A 25,045-nucleotide genomic window follows, 5' to 3' on the forward strand; every position below is an offset into this window, starting at 1 on the left:
CTAAATATTTTATTGGTCGCCGTTGTCTTCCTTATCGTTGGCATGATCTACATCATATTTACACTTCAGCCCCTCTTCGGTCATGATCCAGATTCTGTACGTATTGTATTCGTTATCATTTCCATGACAGTAATAGTAGAATTTTAAATATCTGTACAGGTTATCGTTAATATTGATCTTGGTACCTACAGGCACTTTAATGGTCAATACAACACTTTGATCTCTCCATACGGCATGTTCCTTTAAAATAGCACGCGGATTTAAAGTAATGAGCGAATCGGCGATGATATATTTATACTCCATGTTCTGTGCATTCTCTAAAGCATTTCTAAAGGTTTTGCCATTAGATTTATAAGACCTCATAATGCTTACTTTACCATCTTCACTTTTATCAAACTCTACCCTTACATTTCTAGGGCTTCTGAAAGGTCCTTCATCAAAATTATCTATAACAATATTTGAACCCAATGCATAATCTTTCAGGTTAAAATCAACACTGTCTTTTTTAGAGAAAACCATGTTAGGGTTTACAGCAATGGTATATGAAGGGAAAGTTTTAAGCTCTGTTTTTTGTGCAATCTCTGCTTCTTCCTGAAACTCAGAAACGATGCGGGCTACATTAAAGCTTACCGTTGCAGCACCAACAAGCCACACGACTAACATAGCAAACCATACATACTTGCTGATCTGTAAACGTTGATTAATCGTTTTAACCGCAAACAGTACCAGAGCCAATAAAGGAATAAATACAGCTACAAAAGCACTTAATACAAACTCACCTTTAAACGGACTGTTAATGATATTAAAAGGAAAATCGCTATAAATATGATCGCTCCAGAAACCCATTAACGCACCTAAAGCTATAATTAATCCCAACAAGGCACAGAAGCCAAATACCACGATAAACCAGGCTATAATTCTGCCTAAAAGCGTACCCGTAGCACCAATTAATTTACCTATACCTCTAAACATTTGGGTAATCACATTTCCTGAGCTTTGTGCTAATGGTCTAAACTGGTCGCCGGCCGATCTCATATTGTTTTTTATAGCGGCAAGCTCTTCTTCAAAACTGCGCTTGTAACCATACAGGTTGGTAGCTTCGCCTTTCATTTCCATACGTTCAGAACGTGTGGTAGCTCTTGGCATAGCTATCCATAAAATAAGGTAAGCCAGAAGTCCGGTACCACCAACAAATGCCAATAAGAAGAATATTAATCTGATCCAGCGAGCCTCTATGTTGAAATAATGCCCTAAACCACTACATACTCCGGCAAATACACCTTCATAAGTATCTCTGTACAGTTTTTTAATGCCAGCAAACTGCTCGTAAGGGTAGGTTTGTTCAGGTTCTTCGCTTTCATCGCTAAAATCTTTAACGCTGCCCATTTGCGCAATAACATCCTGCACATCAGCCATTTCAATTACCTGGTTTTGCTTTTTAGCCAGTATTTCGGCAAACATTTCGGCAATGCGGTTCTCAATGTCTTTTACAATTTCGAAATCATCGGCAGTTTTGGCAAAGTGCTGTTTAATTTCATTCAGGTACTTGGTTAAAACCTCGTAAGCCTCTTCTTCTATGTGAATAATAGAATTTCCAATATTTATGATAATAGTTTTGTTCATGATGCTCAATTTTTAATTTTCGGGGTTTTGGGTATCGGCCTCTCGTTTAGATGTGCTTATGGCATAAACCAGTTCCTGCCAGGTTTTATCCAGCTGGCTTAGAATCTGTTTACCTTCGGGGGTAAGCACATAATATTTTCTGGGCGGACCAGATGTAGATTCTACCCAGTTGTAACTTAAAAGCCCGTTATTTTTTAAGCGGGTAAGTAGTGGGTAAAGCGTACCCTCTACCACCAACAGTCGGGCCTGCTTTAACTCCACTATTATATCAGACGCGTAAATCTCTCCTCTGGAGATGATCAACAGCACACAATATTCAAGTATGCCTTTGCGCATTTGGGTTTGCGTATTTTCTGCTATCATAATACAAAGATATATGCTTTATATAGTAATATGCAATACATAGTACTATAAATTCTCACAAATAATTCACAATTATCTGATTATCAATGAATTTATTTTTATAGTTCCACTTATGTTGTAGTTGTTCGTTATTCTGAACTTCCCGAAATGAGTCCGGAACAGGCTGTTTCAGGCTCTACTCTCTTTTTTAGATGCTGAACTAAATTACCTTCGGTGAACTCGATTAGGCTCGATTTACTTTGTAGCTAATCGTGGTCAAAATAATGTATCTATTAAAGTTAATTCACTTTCACCCCTCGTTCCTTACAATTACTCTACCCCTCAAAAACTTTTATTCCAAACACCTCTATGTTAAACACATAAAACATATATTTGAGCATAAGGATAAAAGCAGGTATGGAAACCTGCCCGGATTAACATCTTCTCTAAAACCCAAAAAATATGAAAGCATTGGTACGTCTCATTTTAAGCATAACCTTACTTTTTATTTTAACGCTTAACGTAAGCGCACAAAAAGCAGATGAATTTGCCAAAGTAGATTCGTTAGCACTTAATGCACAACCTAAAGAAGCACTGGCTTTGATCAATACGCTCTATTTACAGGCACAGAAAAATCAGAACACCAATCTGCTGGTTAAAGCTGTAATTTACCGTATGCTATTTCAGAGCTACCTTACCGAAGATGCTTTTACAGAAATTCTCAAAGACCTGAAAGAAGCTATTGCAAAGGCAAAGCAACCCGAAAAAAGCATCTTGCAATCGGTTTTAGGTCAGATGTACTGGAACTATTACCTCCAAAACCGTTACCAGATATCGCAAAGAACACTGGTAGAGGGCAACATTGGTGACGACATTAAAACCTGGTCTCCACAGAAAATAAACAATGAAGTGGCGGCAACCCTGCTTGCCTCTTTGGCTCAGAAAGAGATCTTACAAAAAACGGGTATTGAACAGGTAAAACCTTTGCTAAAAAATGATAGTACCAATATAAATCTGCGTCCTACTTTATATGATGTTTTAGCACATAGAGCCCTCGATATTTTTTCCAATACCTATAATGGCATTACACCTTTAGATCTGAACAGGTTCTCTTTTTCTGCTATGAGTAAAACCGCCGATTTCAGAAACTATAATTTTGATACTGCCGATAGCAGCAACTTTAATATACAGGCACTTAAAATTTTTCAGGAACTGATCAGGTTACACGAGAAAGATAAAAACCAGGCTGCAATGGCAGATGTAGAGCTTAAAAGGTTGAAGTTCATTCATCAAAATAGCCTGGATAACAACAAAACACAGGTTTACGATAACGCCTTAGCTGAAATGGCGAACCGTTTTAAAAGCACAGAGATTTATGCTGATTTTCTATATGAGCAGGCTACATTACACCGCAACAGATTATTACCAGCAGATAGCAATAAAAACCTGATCAAAGCTGTTGAACTTGCAGAAAAAGCCATCAGGGCATTTCCTTCCAGTACCGGTGCACATAATGCAAAATCACTTATTGAGCAGATCAAAGAAAAAGAACTGAATCTGCAAATAAGGGCCTATATAATGGCCAATCAACCTGCACAGCTTCAGGTATCCTACAAGAATACAGATACACTATATCTTGATATTTATCGCATACCCCTTCTAAATACTAAATACAGACGGCAGATAAATGCAGGGTATAAAGAATGGATCAAAAATAAAAAACCACTTAGATCGGTACGCATCATCTTACCTCAGTATAACGACTATCAAACTCATACCTACATTACCAAAATAGAAGGTTTGCCTTTCGGTAATTATCTGCTTACTTCTTTAGATAAAAATAAGCTTGATGAGGCAACAACAGGCCGGTATAACACTACCTGGGTAACCAATATGGTAGCAAACGTACGTTCAAAATACAACGACCATATGGAATACCAAGTTTTACATGCTAAAAACGGTGAACCGCTTACCAACGTAAAAATAGAAGAACTGCAAGATGATCCTAAAGTTACTTCTGCCCAAAATATATATCGCACCAATCATAAAGGAATTGGCATTATACCATCGTCAGAGGATATAAATACTTTAATTACACACAATGGAGATTCACTGCTCATCAATTCATACTATAATTATGTAGAACCAGATGAAGATGAAGAAGTTATCTTATTTACTGATAGACCTATTTACCGTCCGGGCCAAGTCGTATATTACAAAGGCATTTTATTAAAGGGTAATAATGAGAAGAACGAGCTGTTAACAAAGCAGCAAGTAGAAGTTGTTTTTAGAGATGTTAACGCCAAAGAAATTGAAAAAACTACACTCACTACCAACGATTTTGGCTCATTTCAGGGTTCATTCAATATTCCTTTGAGTAAACTAAACGGACAAATGACCATTTCTACAACTTATGGCAGCATTAATGTACAGGTTGAAGAGTATAAACGCCCTGCCTTTGAGGTAATTTTTGATCCCTTAACCCAAAAGTACAAACTGAATGATAGTGTTAAAGTTTATGGGAAAGCTATTTCTTTTGCTGGCTACCCGGTTACTGATGCCAAAGTATCTTATACCGTTATGCAGCATACTTCTCCTAGTCTCGGCAATTTCAGGTATATAGGTCCACGCACAAAACAGGTTGCATCTGGAAATACCCAAACAAAAGAAGGTGGTAAATTCGAAATCAGTTTCATGGCTGCTGCAGATGATCCGAATGAAAATTATGTATTTGACATTAAAGCAGTGATTAACGATGGAAATGGCGAAACCCGCGAAAACACCCAATCAGTAACCCTCGGCAAAAAAGATCTTTTACTGAATAGCAGCTTAGGTCAGCAACTTATTTTAAGCAAACAAACCGATACCATTACTTATACAACTACAAACTTAAATACACAACCTATAAAAGCTAAGCTTAAAACCGAATGGTTTGCTTTAACTCCTCCTGGACGCTTAACCAATAACAGCTTGTTCAGTGCCGAAAAGTATAGCTTAAGTCGCGAAGAATTTATTCGCACTTTTCCTTATGATGAATACGGTTATGAGAACAATCCAGAAAAATGGGCTACAGGTAAAAATGTATGGTTCCAGGAACTAAGCAGCGATAATGGCCAGTTTAATATTAAAGTTAATGAGAGCAATCTTTTGCCCGGATTTTACAAGGTAGTAAGTCGTGCAATAAATGCGTTAAATGATACTGTTACGGTGAATCAATACATCCGGATCTTTAACCAAAAACCTTCGGAGATCTTAGTGCCAAGAGAATGGCTTATAGCCGAAAAAACAGCTATAGCCCCAAATGAAAAAGCCCTGTTCAGGGTTGCAGGCCTAAGTGCAGATAGCAAATTATATTATGAAGTCTATTATAAAAACAGGATTGAACGTACCGAATGGGTGTCAGTAAACGCTTTGCAAAAAGTTATTGAAATAGCAGCGAAACCCGAATATACAGATGGGTTTGCGGTACAGTTTATTATGATTAATAATGGCATAAGATACAACAGCTTGCAACAAGTTTCCATTACCGATCTGAAAAAGCAACTCGATATTAAGTTCTTAACCTTTAGAGACAAGTTGCAACCCGGCGAAAAAGAAACCTGGAAGCTACAAATCAGTAATAAAGCAGGTGAAAAGGAAATGGCAGAAATGGTAGCCACACTTTATGACAGCAGCTTAGACAATTTTAAAAGCATGTCTTGGGATAAAATCTATACCAAGCCTGTTTTTAACTACTATAGATATACCTGGAACAATTACCAGACCTATATTAACTATAGCTTATGGTTAATGTATAACAATGGTTTTCGTTACAACACTATAAGCCGTCAGTATCCAGAACTTAATCTATATGGCTTTAATTATTATGGAGGATACAACGGTGCTTACCATACCTACTTACAGAACTTAGACCAGGAAAAGAGAAGAAACCTGAAATTACAGGAACTGGCTAAAAGCAAACTAGTTTATGGTTTAATTAAAGATAGAACAAATGTCGTATTTGGAGTAACTATTAGACTTAATGAAAAACCAATACAAGTAAACACTTCTGCTGATGGTATCTATGCCATTGATGCTAAAGTTGGCGATAAGCTTACCTTTATATCTATAGGTTATAAAACACAAACCATTGTTGTAGGTAAGCAAAAACGCATAGACATTAACTTAGAACCCGATGAAAGTGTATTAAATGAAGTGGTTGTAACCTCTGCTGGGGAAGGCAGTACTCAAATAAGGTTACGAGGTTCAACTTCAGCCTTACAGGGACGAGTAGCCGGTGTTCAGGTTCAAGCCAAAGAGATTGCTCAGGATAACACAATTTATAACTTTAATGCAATGGAAACCCCAGCTCCAAACGCAGATAGGTCTATGATTAATGAGGTTATCCCACGTACTAACTTTAATGAAACGGCTTTTTTCTACCCTCAGTTAAAAACAAATGAACAAGGTGAGATCAACATAGAGTTTACCATACCGCAATCTTTAACCCGTTATAAAATGATAGGTTTTGCACATACTAAAGACCTTAAAACCGCCTCTATCAGCAAGCAGCTTATTACGCAAAAACAATTGGCTGTTATGGCCAATGCACCTCGTTTCTTACGTGAGGGCGATACCATAGTATTCAGTGCAAAACTTAATAATCTTGCAGGTAAAGAGCTAAGTGGTACCGTTGCTTTAGAACTAAGAGATGCATTAAGCGGCAAGGTTATTCATGTCAATGAGCCTAATTCTCCATTAGATCGTTCTTTTAAGATTTCAGATCAGAAAGACTTAGCTTTAAAATGGACCTTACATATTCCTTACGGATTACAGGCGATTACCTACAAACTGATTGCACAATCTGGCAAATACAGCGATGGCGAAGAAATGACCATACCTGTACTGTCTAATGCTATTTTGGTAACTGAAAGTCTTCCGCTAAACGTAAGAGGAAATACCAGTCAGACCTTTACCTTGGATAAACTGTTAAAATCGGGTAATTCTTCTACCTTACGTACGCAATCCATCACTTTTGAATACACCTCAAACCCTGTATGGTATGCGGTACAGGCCTTGCCTTACCTCATGGAATATCCATACGAGTGTGCCGAGCAGACTTTTAGTCGCTTTTATGCCAATAGTTTTGCTACAGGTATTGTAAACAGCTCGCCACAGATCAAATCTGTATTTAACCAATGGAAAAACACACCAAACGGCGAAGCGCTGTTATCTAACCTTGAAAAAAATGCAGAACTGAAAACCATCTTACTAGAAGAAACACCTTGGGTAAGAAACGCAGGTAACGAAACTGAACGCAAAAAACGTATCGCTGTTTTATTTGACCTGAACCGTATGCGCTACGAGTTGAAAAACAATTTTGATAAGTTACAGGGCATGCAATTGTCTAATGGGGCTTTTCCATGGTTTACAGGCATGCGTGAAGACCGTTATATTACACAGCATATTGTAATGGGCATAGGTCAATTGCAAAAAGCAAACCTTATCGATCAGAAAGCTTTTCCAACGTTTAAAACCCTAACCAACAAGGCCATGATCTACTTAGATGATCAATTGATACGGGATTATAACGATGAAATCAAAAATAACGGTTTTAGCCGCTTACCATTACATTACCTGTTTGCACGCAGCTATTTTGAACAGAAAAATACCAATGCAGATTTTGTTAAAGCCTTTAATTATTATTTGAGCAAAATTGGTTTAGAATGGAAAACCATGGATACCTACCAGCAAGCACAGGCCGCTTTGGTATTGTACCGCAATAACCAGAAAGCTGAGGCTTTAAAGATCATTAACCTGCTCAAACAAACTGCACAGCAAAGCAACGAAATGGGAATGTACTGGGCCGCCAATAAAAATGGCTGGTGGTGGTACCAGAACCCTATAGAAACCCAAGCCCTGCTGATTGAAGCATTTGATGAAATAGCCAATGATAAAAAAGCTGTAGAAGAAATGAAAATCTGGTTATTGAAAAACAAACAGACCAACGATTGGAAAACCACCAAGGCAACCACCGCAGCCTGTTACGCATTGCTGATGCGAGGTTATAATTTATTAGCAGACCATAACGAACCCGAAATAAAAATAGGCAATACAGCTATTGCCCATTACCGAAAACCCGGAGCAGTACAAGAAGCTGGAACAGGTTATGAAAAGATTACCATCAATGCTGCAGATGCCAAACCAGAAATGGGCAGGGTTGAAATCAAAAACAACAATGCAGGCATAGCCTGGGGAGGCTTGTATTGGCAGTATTTTGAAAATTTAGATAAGATCACAGCATCAAACACGGGTATAAAAATTGTAAAACAGCTCTTCTTGCAAAAAACAGTTAATAATGGTAATGTCCTGGTTCCGCTAAATAAAGGACAGGTACTTATTCCGGGCGATCTGGTTAAAGTACGTATAGAAATCTATGCCGACAGGGCTATGGAATACTTACATTTAAAAGATATGCGCTCTTCTGGTTTTGAGCCTGTAAATGTAATATCAAGGTATAAATACCAAGATGGCCTAAGCTATTATGAAAGTACCAAAGATGCCAGCACAAATTTCTTTATCAGCTATATGCCAAAAGGCACCTATGTATTTGAATACCCGCTAAGAGTAACCCATTCGGGTAATTTCAGCAATGGCATTACCTCTCTACAAAGTATGTATGCTCCCGAGTTTACAACTTATTCAGAAGGTATAAGGGTAAATGTTAAATAATCATCAACGGGCAGAAGTTTTCTGCCCGTTTTTTGGGTCACATGATTTAACCCAGAAGCCTTTTCATTTGTAAAACACTGTTAAAGAACAAGTTTCGCATCACATTAAAGAATATTATACTTTTAAAAGCGGTATTTTTCAACTTATTAACACTTATAGGTTTTAAAGCTTTCTTTTTGGCTTGGGTTTTGTTTATTCCTTTCTGTAAAACATCTACCTAGTTTTTAAGCGTATGTTAGCAGAAGCACGTCAAACAGGTTTTTCTATTAGCCAGGCTTTTGAGAAAAGCGAGAAAAAAGAAGTTACTAAAAGCACCTACGAGGAAAGGGTAAAAACAGACCGTTTGGTAATGTTGATCATGCTTATTCTAACGATTTGCTCAGCAGTTATCAGCTCAATTTAATCAGCTTATATCTTACAACAATAAGGCATCAATTCGCTGTGCCTGTACAATATTTAATTTTTCAGACCAACTAAAAACAGTAAAGTGCCCATCTTGTGATGCAACCAACGCTAGTGCATCTTTTTGATCAAATACAAATTGAGCGGCAGACAAGTGCCTTGTACCTCCAATTTTAGCCGGATGGATCACTACAGCTGCAACATCATTTATTGGTTCAAAGAACAGGATTTCCTGTATATGCTCATTACTATGTGCCCGGCTGGTTTTTACACCAAAGGCTAACAACTCATATTCATCGGTAATAACCGTAGCGCCATCTATAGCAGTTAAACCGCCTATATATTCTATTTCTTTCTTTAAAGCAGCCTGCAAATAAATCTCGCTGGCTACGCTCCTATCTTTCCTTACCAGATTAGCCAAACCCTTATAAGAAGGTGTAAGATGATAAGTTATTGGGTGAATAACCGAATGCTCCCATTCACGTGTATTTTGTGGAACAACCAAAACAGCTCCTCCTCTGCCATGTGCCCGCATAGATACTGCAAGCTGTATCATTACATTAAGGTAATCATTATGATCAGAAGGCCCCGCAAGATCTAACAAAGAGATTAATATACCCGGGCATTCTCCTATTTTCTCAGCTTTCTTCTGGTTGATCAGTTTGATCTGCTCACCTTTTAAAACCGCCACATTGGTAAACTTTCCAAAACCATGGATACGTCTGTGCTTGATTACTAAGAGCGCCGGATCTGAAACATCCACTACCAAACAGCAGTTGGGCATGGTTAGCGTAGTTCCCCACACATACAGATCATAACCATCGTGCCAAACCCCCAAATAAACACCACTGCGTTCTACACCTGGTGCTATTTTGGTTAAAATATTAGGACTTAGGGGTAAATTATGCTTAAACAGTAAGGCATTGCCAGATTGCTCAGGAGGTAAGAAAGCCAAAGATATTTTGGCAGAATGCCCTTCTTCCTTACGCAAGCTTACCCAAAAAGCAGCATCTACAATAGCTTCTATTACTCTTGCGGGAGGTTGTGGAGCAAGATCAATCTCTCCGGCAGCACTAGCCTCTTCCAGTAAGGTGGCAAAATGCTCTTCTACTAAAGGCGCTACAATTTTTGCGGCTTGATAGGTTGCCCTGTTAATCATGTTTCTAATTTAAAGATTTAAGCTAAGAAGTTAAGAACATGAGTCAACTATTTTAAAACATTACAAAGCCGTGTTTGTCCTTATTTCTTAACCTACATCAATAACCATAAACAATTAGCGGCTTAACTTTGTCATATTAAAACAGGAGGAAAAAATGTCACAATCAATCATTCATAAAGCCAACAGTCGCGGAGCGGCAGACCATGGCTGGTTAAAAAGCTACCATACGTTTAGCTTTGCTGGTTATTATAACCCTGAAAGAATAAATTTCGGAGCATTAAGAGTTTTAAACGATGACTTTGTTACCGGAGGCATGGGATTTGGCGAGCACCCGCATGATAACATGGAAATTATCTCTATTCCTTTAGAAGGAGATTTACAACATAAAGACAGCATGGGCAATACGGCAACCATAAAAACCGGTGAGATACAGGTAATGAGTGCCGGAACTGGGATTTACCATTCTGAATATAACCCGAACCCTGAAAAGCCAGTTAAATTTCTTCAGATCTGGTTATTTCCCAACAAAAGGAATGTAAGCCCAAGGTACGATCAGCAAAAAATTGATGATCAGACCAAAAATGAGTTTGTACAGATATTATCGCCAGACAGTAACGATAGTGGAGTATGGATTTACCAAGATGCATGGTTTAGCTTAAGCAATTTTGAAGCAGGTACTTCAAAAAACTATAAAATCCATAAAGAAGATAATGGTGTTTACATCTTTTTGTTAGAAGGGAGCCTTGAAATTGATGGCAAAACCATTGAAACCAGAGATGGTTTTGGTATCTGGGATATAGCTAATGTAGAAATAAAAGCTTTAACCAACAGTAAGTTTTTACTGATGGAAGTACCTATGCATTTCTAAGATGAAAAAAATTCTGATCATTGGCACCAATGAACCTATAGTAAAAACAATTGCCCGTTTAATTGAAAAAAACGGGCAATTTATTGCCGAAACCGCTACCAATATAACTGAGGCTCTGCAAACTTGCGAGCAACATGCACTATGCCTTATACTAATAGGCGCAGGCATAAATGAAGCAGATGAACAACAGTTCATGCAATTTCTTAAAACAGATTATCCAAACATACCTGTAATCAGGCATTATGGAGGCGGAAGCGGTTTGTTATATGCAGAAATACACCAAGCTTTAGGCACTTTGCCTCAGCCTTGATAATAAAAAAGGGTTGTCTCAAGACTTTTGAAACAACCCTTTTATCAACCTCTTAAGAAGAAGAGATTATTTATAAGTTGCTGCTAACTTTAACGCATTGTAAGTATTTACAATACCGCCACTCACAGAAAGGTCTGCAAAAGGTACGCTTTCAGCTCTTCCGTCTTTGATTACGGTTACATTATGGTTTACTTTCTCTACAGATTTCATGATAATTTCTTTAACCTGTACAGCAGTTAATTTAGGATAATAAGAACGAATTAAAGCCGCAAGACCCGCTACTACGGGAGAAGCCATACTTGTACCATTCTCGTCTTTATACTGTTGCTCTGGGTAAGTAGAATAAACATTATAACCAGGTGCAAAAACATCAACAGTTGTTTTTCCATAGTTAGAGAAACCAGCTTTCAGGTTCTGGTTATCTGTAGGTGTTGAAGCACCCACAGTAATCCATGAGCTTGCTACACTACCATCTAAATATTTATTGGTAGGGAAGTTATTTTCTACATCTAAATCTTTGTTATCGTTACCTGCTGCATGTACCAATAAAACATCTTTACTTACGGCATATTTCACGGCATCGTCAACCACTTTCTTATCCCATGAATAAGCTTTACCAAAACTCATGTTCAAAACTTTTGCGCCATTATCTACTGCATAACGGATAGCATTAGCCACATCTTTATCACGCTCATCGCCATTTGGCACATTACGCACAGCCAAAATCCACACATTATCAGCTACCCCTTTTATTCCTAGATTATTGGTACGATCAGCAGCTATAATACCCGCTACGTGTGTTCCGTGTGACGCATCAGGACCTTTTACATCGTTGTTACCGTAGTTTTTTTCATTGCTGTTATCTGGGTTATCACCTACTATTCCGCGTGGATCGTAGTTAAGATTTAGGTTATAATTAACCTGGTTGTAGTAATAATCATATGCACCTTTGATACGCTCTTCATAAAAGGTTTTGAAATCGCCTTTCCCCATATTTCTGATCACGTTGTTGCGGATATTGGTTTCTGTTTGTCCGCTTGGCGTATAAGCACGCAATTCTTCAACCGTAGGATTATCTTTACCTACTTTTTTAACTAGATCATCAATCAGGTTTTTAACTCTTGTAGCACCCTCTAAACCACTTTTTGCAGTTTCAAGATCTCTTTCAAGTGTCTCTTTGTTTTTCAAATAAGCTTCAAAAGCTGCACGATCTTTTTCTGCAACATTCTGAGCAGTAGTATTGGCAAAACGTTTGCCATCACGACGCACCAAACGGGTTAGCTCTAAGGTTTCATAATTTACAGAACCTTCTTTACCTCCTACAAAATTCCATCCATGTATATCATCAATAAAGCCGTTTTTATCGTCGTCTTTACCATTATTAGCAATTTCTTTTTTATTTACCCACATTACACGTTTTAAATCCTCATGCAGATAATCAACTCCTCCATCTAATACCCCCACAATTACAGGGGTAGATTTTTTACCTTTCAACAATTCGGTATAAGCTTTTTCTGTACTTATACCAAACACGCTATCGGTTTTAAGATCAAGATTTTGCCAGTTTGCTTTTTCTTTTTGCGCAAAAGACATAAACGGTGCTGTTGCCAAAAGGGCTAGCGCAACCAGTTTTTTAATTTGATTTTTATTCATTTTAAATTGTTTTCTTAATTATTCTCTCCTATTTATCAATCTTCAGGCCATATTTGGCCAATAAGCCCGGTAAACCCCAAAGTTCAAACCTGGCCTTTTTTACTAAATTCTGTTCTGGATCTATTACAAAATTAACTGCCTGTCTAAAGTCTGCCCCACTCAGGTTGGTCTGCATAAAAACCGCAACGTCTAAGTTACTACCTTCAAAAATAGCCTCGCTAAGATCGGCTTCGGTAAAATCTGCACCAATTAATGAACACCCTTTAAATATGCCCTTCTTGTTTTTTCTTTTAAAAAACACCGCATAATCTAACAAACAGTTGTAGAAGTTAACGCTAAAAAAGGTCTCGTTAGTACGGCTGAAATCTACACCAGTTAATTTGCTATCTTTAAAGGTTACGTTGTTCAATATAGAACCATTGAACTTAAGCATGCTCAGGTTACAATATTCGAACTCGCAATCTACAAATGCACAATGGTTAAGGTTTATTTCGCTGAAATCTATAGTAGAAAAAATGCAGTTTTCAAACTGCATAGCATTGCCTGAAAACCCCGGTAAATTGGTTTTTACAAATTTAGTATCACTGTAATATGTGGTTTTTTCTGATGACATTTCTAACAGTTGCAAATTACACATTTTGTGGTTTCTTAACCGTCAGACTGCAATTTTAACTACTGTATTTACATTTCTTTTACGAAAACCTATTAATCTATAAGTTCTTTGATCGTGGCATGTATCTCATCCAGATCAAAAGGTTTACTGATATAAGCATCAGGACTGGCATCTTCACTCATCTTTTTACCTTTTATATTTGCCGACATTACAATTACCGGAATATGTTTGGTAAACTCGTCATTTTTAAGGTCTCTGCAGATATCTATTCCATTTCCGTCGGGCAGCATTACATCTAAAATAAACAAGTGGGGAATAGAGTCTCTAAGCTGTTCTTTTAATTGGGCAAAACTTGATGATATCTGTACTTCATAATTCTGATCGCTTAACAGGTATTCGATAATGTAAGCAATGTCGTGATCGTCTTCTAAAATATGGATGCGCTTTTTCATGTAGTGATGTATTTTTATTATTGGTCTAAATATACATAATAGATTAATCATCTAAAACTCCGAATTATTTCTGAGCAGGCTAAATGCGTAAGCGCAGCCTAATAATAAAACAGTAATACCTGCCCAAAGTACGTTATATCCAAACTTTTCGGCAATATAAAAGCCGCTTGAAGGGCCTACCACCTGGGCAACAGACCAACTTAAGGTATAACCTCCGGCATACAAACCTCTGTTATTGTCATTACTCCTGTTTACCACAAACTTATTAAAGAAGGGAAGTGAAAGCATTTCGCCGCAGGTAAAAAGAATAATACTAAGAATGGCCAAAACTAAAGGTGCAAACTTGGGCAACATCAGTACTGCAAATGAAAGACCTACTACCATTACTCCCATTACTATAAAATAGATAGAAGATCGCTTATGCTCAATCTTACTGATCATGACCATTTCTAAAATTGCAATGATAATTCCATTCAGCCCCAATACAAAGCCAATCAGCGCTTCATCTAAGTGCCATACATCTTTATAAAATACCGGTACTACCCTAAACATTAGGAAGAAACAGGTGGTAAATAAAGTAGAAAGAATCAGAAATTTAATAAACAGGATATCTTGCCATGGTTTTCTGATTTCAGCAGTCACTTTCTCTTTGGCATGCTTTAAACCGGTTTTTATAGCAGGAAGCACCAGATATATAGCAATGGCCACCAATATGCTAATGGTACCATCTACAAAGAAAAGCAATTTATAATTTATGGATGCTAAAATCCCTCCCATACTTACACCAAATGCCCAACCTATATTGGTGGCCAGACGGTTTAACGAATACGATCGGGTTTCGGTTCCTTTGGCAGCATAAGAAGCAATAGCTGCATAATTTGCAGGCCTGAAAGCTTCTGAAAAAAAGCTGATTACCAATGCCAGCATGCAAAGGGTATTAAAGTCCTTCATAAATGCAAATACCAGAAAAAATGAACCACCTACCAAAGAGGCGATGATTTGCACGGGTCTAAAACCAAAAACATCGGTAAGTTTACCCCCTGCCGCAGCGCCGGCAATAGCACCAAAGCCAAACAGCGAAATAATAATGCCCGCATCTGATTCTGGTCTGTGCAATGCTTGGGTGACATACAATCCCATAAAAGGTACGGCCATAAATCCGCAACGGTTAATTAAAATTACCACACTTAAAATCCAGGTTTGTCTGCTCAAACCCGAAAAAGATGTTTTATAGGCATTTATGATTTTTGCAAGCATATGATGAAAATGAATGCCAAAATTAACTATTCAATCATGAAATCTATTCTGTATTTTTGATATTCAGTTTTCCCCGATAAATTATTATGTCAACAGAAATCAAATGTCCTAATTGTAATCATACGTTCCCTATTGAGGAGGTAATGGCCGAAGAGTATAAAAAAGACCTGAGAGAAAAGATGCAGCTTTTTACCAAGCAAAAGGAAGAAGAATACAAGAAAAAAACAGAAGCATTTGAGAACCAGAGAAAAGAACTGGAGCTTGCTTTTGAGCAACGTTTGATCCAGGAAAAAAATGTAGCGCAAACCACTGTTGCAGAGAGCATAAGAAAATCGGTTACTGCCGATTTCGAAAATAAACTCAAAGTTCTGGACGAAGCCAATAAAGAGAATGAAGAAAAGCTTAAAATTGCCCGTCAGAAAGAATTAGAATACCTGCAAAAAGAGAACGCCATTAAACGTCGTGAAGAAGAACTGGAACTTTCTATACAAAAGAAACTGGTAGAAGAGCGTGAAAAAATGGCGGTTGATATCAGGAATATCGAAAACCAGCGCTTACAACAGATAGAATTAGAATTTAAACTCAAACTTGCCGAAAAAGAAAAACAACTCGAGGACCAAAAAAAACTGGCCGAAGAAATGAAGCGCAAAGCCGAACAAGGTTCAATGCAGTTACAGGGCGAAATACAGGAATTGATTCTTGAAGAACTACTTAGAATAGCTTTCCCTTTTGATCTGATAGAAGAAGTAGGTAAAGGCGTACGTGGTGCAGATTGTGTACATAAGATCAGAAACCAGTTTGGACAAGAATGTGGTTCTATTATTTACGAAAGTAAGCGTACCAAAGATTTCTCTATGGAATGGATAGAGAAACTAAAAAAAGATATGCGTAGTATGAACGTTGACGTAGCACTTATTGTTACCCAGACCTATCCTAAAGGAATGAGCAGTTTTGGTGAGAAAGATGGTGTATGGATCTGTTCTTTTGATGAAGTTAAAGCCGTTGCCCATATTTTAAGAGATGGCATCATTAAGTTATTCAATGCTTCAAAATCTCAGGAAAACAAAGGCGACAAGATGCATATGCTCTATGATTACCTAACCAGCAATGAGTTTAACGAGCAATGGAAAGCCATAAGAGAAGGCTTTATGAGCATGAAACTTTCTATACAACGCGAGCGCGATGCGATGGAGAAACTATGGAAATCGAGGGAGAAACAATTAGAGAAGGTACTCTTAAACGCAGCACATATCAGAGGTTCTATTGAAGGCATCTCTGGAAGTGACAATATTCAACTTAGTTTAGGTGAAGATGATGAAGATCTTCTTTTAGGTTAATTACTTAATCATTGGCAAAAGCTATATGAAAAAACTTAACCTCTTTCAAAAACTCATTGTAGGATATTAAAATAGGAATCATCATTTTAAAACATTTAGGCATATAATAAGTTTATTGATTAAAACTAAATCTCAATACAATGAAAACAAGAACTTTAATTTTATTAACAGCTGCATTACCTTTTATGTTCAGCTGCCAGCAAAGCAGCAATGGAGACAAAGCCGCCAGCAAAAAAACCGTATTGGATACCGTTAAACAATGCTACACTGCGGGTTACGAAAAAGACAGTGCTTTTTTAAAACTTAAAATTACCAATACAGTTAACGTATTGGGCGATTTAACCATAAACTATGAGAACAAACCTGCCAATGTAGGTACGGTACAAGGTAAATTTAAAGGCGATACTTTATACGTAGATTACACTTATAAAATAGGCGAAAACGACAAAAACACTTATGCTAATCCATTAGCATTCTTAAAAAAAGATGGTAAGTTAGTTATGGGCGTAGGTCAGATAGAAACGGCTTATGGTCGCTCTTATTTTGTAAAGGATAAACCGATTAATTTTGAAAGAGGTAAATTCACTTTCGAAGAAAAACCTTGTAAATAATTAAAAACAAAAGCCCCGTGAGTTAACTCACGGGGCTTTTTCATAGGTATTATATTATGCTTAGTAAAGTGTAAATTCTACCCTTCTGTTTTGCTGACGACCTGCTGCAGTTTTATTTGTTGCAATTGGTTGATCAGGACCATATCCTGTAGCTTCGATACGTGAAGCATTTGCGCCTCTTGAAACTAAGTAAGATTTTACAGATTCTGCTCTTTCTTTAGATAAACGCATATTCAATTCTCTTGAACCAGTATTATCTGTGTGACCTGCTAATTTTAGGCTAAAGTTTTTCTCTACCAATAAGGCAGCTACTCTGTCTAAAGTTGCATAAGATTTAGATCTGATTGTTGCTTTACCTAAATCAAACTCTAAGTTGCTGATGGCATCTTTAACTATTTTACGATCTGCTTCTGTAACAATAACTTTTTCAGTTACTTGTGGGGCAGGAAGTTTAATAGGACAACCAGAGCCATCTACTACTGTACCAGCAGGAGTTCCAGGACATTTATCAAATTTATCAGGTACCCCATCACCATCACTATCTTTAGATAAATCATTTATATCAGAGCGTAATTTCGCATTTTCGGCTTTTTGTGCATCAAGATCAGATCTAAGTGAATTAGCTGTGTTTTTTGCATCTAAAGCTTCCTGATAAGTGGCAGCAACCGGACTATAGAAAGCCAATTGTTTACCCTTACCCAATGCAAACTCTAAACCTGCATAAGCATAGTTATACTTATCATTGTTGTTGTTAGCATATACACCGTCAAAGTTATCGGCATCCACAAAGTTAATGGTCCAGCCTAAGTCAAAGTTCACACCTTCTGATAAACGGAATTTAGCGCCAACACCTACAGGAACTACGAATTTGTTAACAGCTGCATTTGTGGTTTGAACCCCAGATCCTGTAGCAGTAGTGGTAGTTTCAAAATTAACTAGACCCGCACCTGCACTTGCATAAAGTTGTGCATTGTTCTGTTGTTTGAACATACTCCAGTTAACTAAGTTTAAGGCACCACTTAAGGTTGCCGAATACCTAAGATCTGTTGAATAAGCACTAGCCGGACTACCGGTAATTACAGCACCACTGTTAAATGGCTCAGAGTTATCTCCTTTTACTTTTCCTCTTACTCCGTCTAAACGCAATGAGAATGATGGTGTAAGTTGATTTTTAATATACAAACCATAACCAAAGCTTGATTTCCAGTTTGAAAAATCATTTTTACCGCCTAGTGGAGAAACACCTGTTAATGCACCGGCATTTACACCTATAGACCATGTTTTAAATTGAGGCTTCGGATTTTCCTGCGCCTGGGCAATGCCTCCAATGAATATACCAGTTAGAGCAACTGATAATGTTTTTAGATAATGTAATTTCATAACGTTAGATTTAAAATCGTTTTACTTCCAATAGCTGGCAATAGATGTACCAAGCATTTTCAAAAAGCACACAATAAACTAAAAATCAACACCTTACAAATAATAACTTTATTGTTACAGAACAGATAATTTGTATATTTTTCTATACACAACGAGGCTTTAGAATCATTGATCCTCTGAAAAAATCCGCAAATCTTTATTATCCTTAAACAGAAAAGCAGGAAATAATTTCCTGCTTTTTCATTGATAATATTTTAAAGAATTACAATTTTACCAACCTCCTGCAACGTCATCTCCTCTTGGATCTGCTCCGGTTTGCAAAGTACCGTCAGGTTTAACCAAAATAGCATCTACTCTTCCAATAGCTGCTCTTTTAAAGAAGGTGTATCCTTTGGCTTCAAGTCGTTTGATTTGTTCTTCGCTTAAAGCACCCTGCTCATAATCTATTCTGTCTGGTAACCACTGGTGATGCGTTTTTTTAGCATTCACTGCTTCCTGCATATCCATACCAAAATCCAGAACATTTACAATGGTTTGAAAAACAGAAGTAATAATAGTTGAACCTCCCGGTGTACCTACCACCATAAATAATTTACCGTCTTTTTCTACAATAGAAGGAGTCATAGAGCTTAGCATACGCTTATGAGGAGCAATAGCGTTTGCCGCACCACCCACCAAGCCAAATAAATTAGGACTTCCCGGTTTTACCGAAAAATCATCCATTTCGTTATTCAATAAAAAGCCTGCACCTTTTACCACTACCAATGAACCATATGAACCGTTAATGGTTGTTGTGATTGAAATAGCATTGCCTTCTGCATCTACAATTGAAAAATGTGTAGTTTCATCTTTCTCCTTCACATTAAAATCGCCGGCTTTAATAGCAGAACTTGGCGTAGCTTGGTTGAAAGAAAAATTAGCCATTCTAGATACATTGTAATCTTTAGCCAGCAGCTCTTTTTGAGGTACCTTCCAGAAATCAGGATCACCCAAATGTTCAGCTCTGTCAGCATATACGCGTCTTTCGGCTTCTGTAACTACCTGAATGGTTGAGTCTGATAAAAAACCATATTGTTTTAAAGGATAAGGCTCTACAGATTGCAAGAGTTGAATTAAAGCAATGCCACCACTTGATGTAGGCGGCATGGTAATAACTTTATATCCTCTATAAGAACCTGTAACTGGTTTTCTCCATACTGCTTTGTAATTTTTAAGATCAGCCTTGGTAATAATACCTCCGCCACGTTGCATTTCTTCTGCAATATAATCGGCAACAGGCCCTTCGTAAAACCCTTTAAATCCTCTTTCTCTGATCAGTTTTAAAGTATTGGCCAGCTCTGCCTGTATTAAAAGATCTCCCTTTTTCCAGGTATCTTCTTTAACTAAGGCAGTCCCCAGTGGGTTATGTTGTTGGAAACGTTCTTTGTGCCTGTTAAACTCTCCGGCTTGTTGTTCGGTAATCTGAAAACCATCTTTAGCCAATTTTTCTGCCGGCTCTACCAAATCAGCCCATTTTAGCTTACCATATTTTTTATGTAGCTCTACCATACCCGCAACTGACCCTGGTACACCTGATGCCAAATGGCCATATAAACTCTTATCTGTGATCGGGTTTCCCTTATCATCAAGATACATATCTCTAAACGCTGCTGCAGGAGCTTTTTCTCTAAAGTCTAAACTGTTAATCTCTCCTTTACTTGAGCGATAAACCGCAAAACCGCCCCCACCAATATTTCCTGCATTAGGATAAGCTACCGCTAAAGCAAATTGTACCGCAACTGCAGCATCTACGGCATTTCCTCCTTTTCTTAAGATCTCAACACCTACTCTGGTTGCTTCTGGGTGAGCACTTACCACAGCTCCTTTTTTAAACTCTTGGGCCTTAGGGGTTCCTTGGGCTTTTACGCCATAAAAACCACTCAATAAAATAAATAATGTTAAAAATCCTTTGGTAAATGTAGTTTGTGCTTTACGGATGATAGTTTTCTGCATCTTTATAAATTTTCTCTATGATATCTTTATTTTTTTCAAGTATTACTTTACGTTTTAAACTCAATTTAGGGGTAAGCTCTCCGCCATCTATACTCCATTCTTTATCTAAAAGAGCAAATCTTTTCACTTGCTCCCATCGGCCAAAGTCTTTGTTTGCCACTTCTATAAGTCGGTTAAACTTATCCAGTACCTGCTCATTTTTGAGCATTTCCTGATGAGTGGTATAACTTATTCCTTTTACAGCACACCAGTTTTTCAGGGCTTCAAAATTAGGTACAATTAAAGCCGAAGGAAATTTACGGTTCTCGCCCAACACCATTACCTGCTCTATAAGAGGTGTTTCCTTAATCTTATTCTCCAGCATTTGAGGAGCTACATATTTACCTCCAGCGGTTTTAAATATCTCTTTTTTCCTATCGGTAATCTTCAGATAACCGTCTATCAGCTCACCAATATCACCGGTATGAAACCATCCCTCCTGATCTATACTCTCTGCGGTAAGATCTTCACGGTTGTAATAACCTTTCATTACATTATGCCCGCGGGTTAAAATTTCTCCGTCTTCAGCTATTTTAACTTCAACTCCTTTAATCGGCCTGCCCACCGTTCCAAACATAATGGCATCGAAGTTATTTACACATATCACAGGTGAAGTTTCTGTTAAACCATACCCTTCAAATACCGGTAATCCTGCTGCCCAGAATATCCTAGCCAGTCTGGGATTTAATGCTGCACCACCCGATATAATTACCTTAATCTCTCCACCCAGCGCTTCTTGCCATTTCTTAAAAACTAATTTACGAGCTATAGCTAATTTAACGTTATACCACCATGTATTTGTTACATCATAGCGTTCTGCTAATGCTACAGACCAAAAAAATATGGCTCTTTTAATACCGGTTAATTCTTTACCTTTTTCCATGATCTTATCATAGACCTTTTCAAGTAATCTTGGTACTGTAGAAAAACCATTGGGCTTTACAGATTGAATGTCGGCTACAATGGTATCCATACTTTCTGCATAATAAATAGAAAGACCCAAATAGGCGTATAGATAGGATATCATTCTTTCAAAAATGTGAGAAAGCGGTAAAAAGCTTAAAGTCTTTTTAATATCCGGAGGCAACAGAATTGCGGAGTTCTTAAAGTTCTGTACCAGATTATCGTGGGTTAACATTACGCCTTTAGGTGTGCCCGTTGTACCCGAGGTATAAATAATGGTTAAAACATCTTCTGCATTAACCTGCTCTCTATACATTTCAAGATCAATATGATCAGCCTCTTTTCCCTGTGCAATCAGTTCATTCCAGTTAACGGCTCCTTCAACCTCATTTAAAGTATATATTTTAACAGAATGTTCTACTGTTGCGCAAACATTTTGCATTTTACGGTAAAGCGTTTCATCACCAACAAATACAATTTCTATCTGTGCGTTTTCAATAATGAACTTTATATCATGCTCTGCCAGCGTTGGGTATAAAGGAATTTGATAGGCCCCCAACTGCATAATGGCATAATCGCAGATATTCCATTCAGGCCTGTTAGCAGACATAAGCGCTACCCTCGATCCCTTTTTAATGCCATTTACAGCCAATCCTTTGCTCAACAGATCGGTAGTCTCGGCAAAAGATTGTGTACTGTATTTATTCCAGCCGCCATTAATTTTACCGCTGATAAATTCGTCTTTAGGAAAATTCTCAAGATTGTGTTTGATAAGATCAAAAACACGGGTTATAGTAACTGGCATATGATTTAGTATTTAGAGCCAAACAAAATTTTAAGTTATTGCGTTTATGCTGATACTAATTTAGCAATTTTTTAGCGCAGAATTACTATGCAAGCATAATTTTTTCTTTCTGTTTACTTAAGATTAATCAATAAAAAGGCACTAATATTTCTGTATTTTAATTTTTTTGTCAAATTTTCACAATATCGGCACAAAACTTGCTAATTGAACTTTAAGTTACATTTTAATTTAATTATGATTATGAAAAAAGTATTATTTACTCTTATTACAGCTGCCACATTATTAACCTTAACATCTAAAGATGCGAATGCCCAAGATTACAAAAATGCCATAGGTGGTAGATTTGGTTCTGCAAACGGTGTGAGTTTCAAAACCAGCTTGAAGAAAAACGCGATGCTGGAGTTGATCGGTAACTTTAGAAGCAACAAAAGTGTTGAGTATTTTAACTTAACCGGATTATATGAAGTTTACAACCCAATTAATGGTGCTCCAGGTTTAAACTGGTTTTACGGAGGTGGTGCTACGATTGGTTCTGCAAAAGTAAAAGGCTATAGCGGTGACTTTTATTTATCTGCAAATGGCGTTTTAGGATTGGATTATAAATTTAACGGTGCTCCTATCAATTTGTCATTAGACTGGATTCCTGCTTTACAATTAACGCCTGATACTGGTTTTTGGGCTGGTGATGTAGGTTTAGGCGTACGTTTCACTTTCTAAGAAAAACATATCATAAAAAAAGCCTTCACAAATGTTTGTGAAGGCTTTTTTTATTTAAAGAACTTATTATACTATAAACCAGTCCACTTTTTGCGTACTGTTAATTGCATAGGAGTAGGGTTCTGAACTTCGCTGTATGATAATCTTACGGCTTTATTTGCTGTAAGTTTAACATCCAGTTCTTTCTTTAAGCCATCTCTAACCACTACCACCTTAACAACATCTCCTACTTTCTTGCCTGTAATCTGAGCCATACGTTCAACTGCCAACTCTGCCGGAGCACCATCTATACTTACCAGCTCATCATTTACATTGATACCATCTATCCACGCACCCGAATTACGTAATACAGTAGCAATAACTACTTTATTATCTTTTCTCGTTGTTGTTACGCCTAAAAACGGTACATCTCTGTTTGCGTTCTCATTTACCACATTAAAGCCTGCCATAGCAAGATATTTTGCATAATCTATGTCATCGGTACCATTAATATATTTATCCCAAAAACCGGCAAAGCTAATTCCGCTAACCTTCTCTACCATCGCTTTAAATTCTGCATCAGTATAACCTCTTTTTAAGTTTTTGTAATAAAGATCGTACATGGCTTTCATTACATCGTCTAAACTTTTGGCACCTTTTGTAGCATTGATAATTTCAAGATCCATTAGCATACCTACTGCTTCGCCTTTGGTATAATAAGAAATAGAGTTATTATTAGAGTTCTCATTAGGGCGATAGCCAATAATCCATGCATCAAAACTTGATGAAGCAACAGATTGAATCTTAGAACCAGGCATGTTCAATACCGTGCCAACACTACCCAATAAAGGATTTATAAATCCATTGAGATCAACATGTCCGGCTCTGATCATTAATTTATTTCCATAGTATGAGGTAAAGCCTTCGGCTACCCATAAATTAGTAGTATAATTCTCGTTTTCATAATCAAACGGACCTAAAGCTTTTGGTCTTAAACGTTTAACGTTCCATAGGTGGTAGTATTCATGAGCTACCAACGAAAGAAAGCTCTTATAACCACGCTCAGTACCATAACCATTTCTTGATGCGCCTAAAGTAGTTGAATTTAAGTGTTCTAAACCACCGCCACCTCTCTCATAATTGTGAACAATGAAAGTATAATGTTTATTAGGGTTCTCTCCATAAATCTTAGTACCTTCTTCAACAATTTTGGCCATATCTACTTTTAAACGTTCTTTATCGTAGTTGCCGCCGCCGTACATGGCCACTTCATGTTTTACTCCCGCAGCATCAAATTCAAACACATCCTGATTACCGACTTCTATCGGACTATCGAACAAAATATCAAAATCCGAAGCAGTATAAGTGAATTTTTCACCTTTAACTGGTTCTAAACCGGTGCTAACTTTACTCCATGTACTAAAAGGAATGATCTTAACCGTGCTGGGCGTCTTTATCATCCCATCAGGATACATAAATATACCCGTTGGCGATAAAAACGCATGTGCCTTATCAATGAAAGGTGTACGCACAGAGATTTCAAAAGCATATACACGATAATTTACCTTAACCGCATTGGCTTTTACATTATGTACACGCCAGGTATTTTTACTGATTTTTTCAAATTTAAGATCCTTTCCGCCTGCTTTTGCGCCAAAGCTTTCAACACTTTTAGAAAACTCACGAATCAGATATGAGCCTGGTGTCCATGTTGGCATTTTAAGGTCTATATAATTTTTTGCAGCAATACCTGAAACATTCATTTCGACTTCTGCATAATGTGCCTGTGGTTCTTTAAAGCTTACCTCGAAGCCTATTTTTACCTGCGATTTGCTTGTCATGCTAATAGATAGTAGTAAAACTAATCCTAAAACAGTTCTTTTTATCATCAT

The 25,045-nt window shown here is 37.4% G+C and carries 18 protein-coding genes; 7 read left to right on the forward strand and 11 right to left on the reverse strand.

All coding sequences use genetic code 11. The features are described 5' to 3' along the window. Window positions 1-9: 9 nt before the first annotated feature. Both MMF97_RS01720 and MMF97_RS01725 read right to left on the reverse strand, forming a co-directional pair. Window positions 10-1,623 carry a PspC domain-containing protein gene (locus MMF97_RS01720; protein ID WP_243358028.1) on the reverse strand — a complete coding sequence of 538 codons (1,614 nt, stop codon included), beginning with the start codon at window positions 1,621-1,623 and terminating at the stop codon, window positions 10-12. Window positions 1,624-1,635: 12 nt separating this feature from the next. After that, on the reverse strand, window positions 1,636-1,986 hold the full coding sequence (locus MMF97_RS01725; protein ID WP_243358030.1) for a PadR family transcriptional regulator: 351 nt from the start codon (window positions 1,984-1,986) through the stop codon (window positions 1,636-1,638). Window positions 1,987-2,427: 441 nt separating this feature from the next. Between MMF97_RS01725 and MMF97_RS01730 the strand changes: the two genes are divergently transcribed. Together MMF97_RS01730 and MMF97_RS01735 are read left to right on the forward strand one after the other, a co-directional pair. Continuing rightward, window positions 2,428-8,676, forward strand: coding sequence for an alpha-2-macroglobulin family protein (locus MMF97_RS01730; RefSeq protein ID WP_243358049.1), 6,249 nt, complete (start codon window positions 2,428-2,430; stop codon window positions 8,674-8,676). A 232-nt stretch (window positions 8,677-8,908) separates the two neighbouring features. Next, window positions 8,909-9,079: a hypothetical protein gene (locus tag MMF97_RS01735; protein WP_243358051.1), complete on the forward strand. Its 171-nt coding sequence runs from the start codon at window positions 8,909-8,911 to the stop codon at window positions 9,077-9,079. Window positions 9,080-9,091: 12 nt separating this feature from the next. Here the strand turns inward: MMF97_RS01735 and MMF97_RS01740 are convergent, their stop codons facing one another. Further along, window positions 9,092-10,237 (reverse strand): putative sensor domain DACNV-containing protein, encoded by a 1,146-nt coding sequence (locus MMF97_RS01740; RefSeq protein ID WP_243358053.1) that lies wholly within the window; start codon window positions 10,235-10,237, stop codon window positions 9,092-9,094. A 154-nt stretch (window positions 10,238-10,391) separates the two neighbouring features. Here MMF97_RS01740 and MMF97_RS01745 point away from each other — a divergent pair, with 154 nt between their 5' ends. Together MMF97_RS01745 and MMF97_RS01750 are read left to right on the forward strand one after the other, a co-directional pair. After that, on the forward strand, window positions 10,392-11,105 hold the full coding sequence (locus tag MMF97_RS01745) for a pirin family protein (RefSeq protein WP_243358060.1): 714 nt from the start codon (window positions 10,392-10,394) through the stop codon (window positions 11,103-11,105). A 1-nt stretch (window position 11,106) separates the two neighbouring features. Continuing rightward, window positions 11,107-11,415, forward strand: coding sequence for a response regulator (locus MMF97_RS01750; protein ID WP_243358062.1), 309 nt, complete (start codon window positions 11,107-11,109; stop codon window positions 11,413-11,415). A gap of 66 nt (window positions 11,416-11,481) precedes the next feature. Here the strand turns inward: MMF97_RS01750 and MMF97_RS01755 are convergent, their stop codons facing one another. The 4 genes from MMF97_RS01755 to MMF97_RS01770 all read right to left on the reverse strand — a co-directional run bounded on the left by MMF97_RS01755 (window position 11,482) and on the right by MMF97_RS01770 (window position 15,390). Further along, complete coding sequence (locus tag MMF97_RS01755) at window positions 11,482-13,068, reverse strand: S8 family peptidase (RefSeq protein ID WP_243358064.1); 1,587 nt, start codon at window positions 13,066-13,068, stop codon at window positions 11,482-11,484. A 28-nt stretch (window positions 13,069-13,096) separates the two neighbouring features. Next, the gene (locus MMF97_RS01760; protein WP_243358066.1) at window positions 13,097-13,681 is read right to left on the reverse strand and encodes a pentapeptide repeat-containing protein; all 585 of its coding nucleotides are present in this window, start codon (window positions 13,679-13,681) and stop codon (window positions 13,097-13,099) included. Window positions 13,682-13,773: 92 nt separating this feature from the next. Beyond that, a complete protein-coding gene (locus MMF97_RS01765) occupies window positions 13,774-14,133 on the reverse strand; it encodes a response regulator transcription factor (protein ID WP_243358068.1) in 360 nt (119 codons plus the stop codon). Window positions 14,134-14,184: 51 nt separating this feature from the next. Continuing rightward, a complete protein-coding gene (locus MMF97_RS01770; protein WP_243358077.1) occupies window positions 14,185-15,390 on the reverse strand; it encodes an MFS transporter in 1,206 nt (401 codons plus the stop codon). A gap of 86 nt (window positions 15,391-15,476) precedes the next feature. On the opposite strand from MMF97_RS01770, the gene MMF97_RS01775 reads away from it, so the two are divergent. Both MMF97_RS01775 and MMF97_RS01780 read left to right on the forward strand, forming a co-directional pair. Then, window positions 15,477-16,727 (forward strand): DUF2130 domain-containing protein, encoded by a 1,251-nt coding sequence (locus MMF97_RS01775; RefSeq protein WP_243358078.1) that lies wholly within the window; start codon window positions 15,477-15,479, stop codon window positions 16,725-16,727. A gap of 140 nt (window positions 16,728-16,867) precedes the next feature. Then, window positions 16,868-17,338 carry a hypothetical protein gene (locus tag MMF97_RS01780; protein ID WP_243358080.1) on the forward strand — a complete coding sequence of 157 codons (471 nt, stop codon included), beginning with the start codon at window positions 16,868-16,870 and terminating at the stop codon, window positions 17,336-17,338. Between the two features lie 60 nt (window positions 17,339-17,398). Here the strand turns inward: MMF97_RS01780 and MMF97_RS01785 are convergent, their stop codons facing one another. The 3 genes from MMF97_RS01785 to MMF97_RS01795 all read right to left on the reverse strand — a co-directional run bounded on the left by MMF97_RS01785 (window position 17,399) and on the right by MMF97_RS01795 (window position 22,457). Further along, a complete protein-coding gene (locus tag MMF97_RS01785; RefSeq protein WP_243358082.1) occupies window positions 17,399-18,718 on the reverse strand; it encodes an OmpA family protein in 1,320 nt (439 codons plus the stop codon). A 270-nt stretch (window positions 18,719-18,988) separates the two neighbouring features. Next, window positions 18,989-20,710, reverse strand: a complete 1,722-nt coding sequence (gene ggt / locus MMF97_RS01790; protein ID WP_243358090.1) for a gamma-glutamyltransferase — start codon at window positions 20,708-20,710, stop codon at window positions 18,989-18,991. Beyond that, a complete protein-coding gene (locus MMF97_RS01795; protein ID WP_243358100.1) occupies window positions 20,688-22,457 on the reverse strand; it encodes an AMP-dependent synthetase/ligase in 1,770 nt (589 codons plus the stop codon). Before MMF97_RS01795 ends, ggt begins: the two co-directional genes overlap by 23 nt. 240 nt (window positions 22,458-22,697) lie before the next feature. Here MMF97_RS01795 and MMF97_RS01800 point away from each other — a divergent pair, with 240 nt between their 5' ends. Further along, window positions 22,698-23,174 carry a hypothetical protein gene (locus MMF97_RS01800; RefSeq protein WP_243358121.1) on the forward strand — a complete coding sequence of 159 codons (477 nt, stop codon included), beginning with the start codon at window positions 22,698-22,700 and terminating at the stop codon, window positions 23,172-23,174. A 71-nt stretch (window positions 23,175-23,245) separates the two neighbouring features. Here the strand turns inward: MMF97_RS01800 and MMF97_RS01805 are convergent, their stop codons facing one another. Then, entirely contained in the window at window positions 23,246-25,045 is a 1,800-nt protein-coding gene (locus MMF97_RS01805) for a M61 family metallopeptidase (protein ID WP_243358138.1), read from the reverse strand.

This window comes from Pedobacter montanisoli (genome assembly GCF_022809115.1).
Lineage (GTDB): Bacteria > Bacteroidota > Bacteroidia > Sphingobacteriales > Sphingobacteriaceae > Pedobacter > Pedobacter montanisoli.